This window comes from Salinivibrio sp. PR919 (assembly GCF_001995355.1).
Classification (GTDB): Bacteria; Pseudomonadota; Gammaproteobacteria; order Enterobacterales; family Vibrionaceae; genus Salinivibrio; species Salinivibrio proteolyticus.
The window spans coordinates 1-1,255 of sequence record NZ_MUFL01000172.1; the positions used below are offsets into that span (position 1 = coordinate 1).

The 1,255-nt window shown below is 31.8% G+C and carries 2 protein-coding genes; both read right to left on the bottom strand.

Going from position 1 to position 1,255, the window contains the following annotated elements:
- The coding region (locus BZG83_RS16440) for an oligosaccharide flippase family protein (protein WP_158074992.1) at window positions 1-791 on the bottom strand (791 nt) is incomplete at its 3' end.
- Window positions 792-932: 141 nt separating this feature from the next.
- On the bottom strand, window positions 933-1,255 hold a 323-nt coding region (locus BZG83_RS16865), incomplete at its 5' end, for a hypothetical protein (protein WP_158074993.1).

Here is a 1,255-nt window from a genome sequence, read left to right on the forward strand (position 1 = left end):
ATAAAAGCATCGGTAAATATTTGTACTATTTTCCCGAAAGAATATCCAACGGCATACAATCCAACCGCTTCTAGACTAATCATTTTTTCGATAAAAAAGCGGTCGCTTGACGCAATGATCAAAGCTCCTAGAGCATGAGGTATTAATGGCACTGTGATTGTTAATATTTTTTTTGCGACTGTCTTATCAAACGATAATTTAACATAGTTTCTTTTTGAAATGTAGATAGAGCCGATGATACAAAAAATACCTCCAGCGACTAAAATCCCAAATATTTGGGACATCCAACCAATACCATTGGTTAATAATATTATTGTAACAGTGATAACAATAGCCGAATTGGATACTTCAAATATGCCGTACATCCATGCACGATTYTCGTTTCTCAATATAACGGTATTTATATTATTTATTGTCATCATAAAGACGATTAAAGGAGCTAATAAAAGTAAGTCTGCTCCGTCCCCTAAAAGTCCAAAATCACTAAACCAAAACCCAATAGTTACTAAAAAATATATCAATGTAGATATCATTAATATTATAATAATGTTTCCTATATATAACGATAACTCACTCTTAGAAACTTTATGAAACTCTTTTGAAATTACAGCGAACATATTCATATTAATAAAAGCTGCATATATTGCTATCAACATCATAAATAATGATAGTTTCCCATATTCATCCGGTTTTAGATAGGAAGTCGTTATGGGTAACATTAAAAATGGCATTGCTTGCTTTATAATACTGCTAAATAAATATACAAAAGAGTTTTTTATTAATACATTCAAACTTTTAGATCCAACTTGCTAGACAAACGAAACTAGGAAATTCAAAAATCAAGTTGATGTAATCTACCATATTTATATACGCCTCACATGGAAATATAGATTGTTCATTAAACTTATACTAAATCGTTATTATAAAACTTGTTAAGGTAATTTTCTCATAAAATCTTTCATTACTTCATAATTCTGATTAATATTACTACGTACCATTTTCATTTGTGTTAACTGGGAGCGTTTTTGGTACTGTATAGCTTCCATTACCTCTTCAGGCACGTGACAAGTTCCGACGTAGCCACAGGACATGCCCAACTTTCTCTTTATTCTCGTAAAACTATCATTTTTTACTTCCGAAAAAGCATCAATGATCACGCCACCAAAAACTCTTCTTAATGCCTTTCCTCTGCCGTCTTCCGCAATGAGTATACTTGGTTTGGAAATGCTACTCATAAATATATGAGCATGCACTC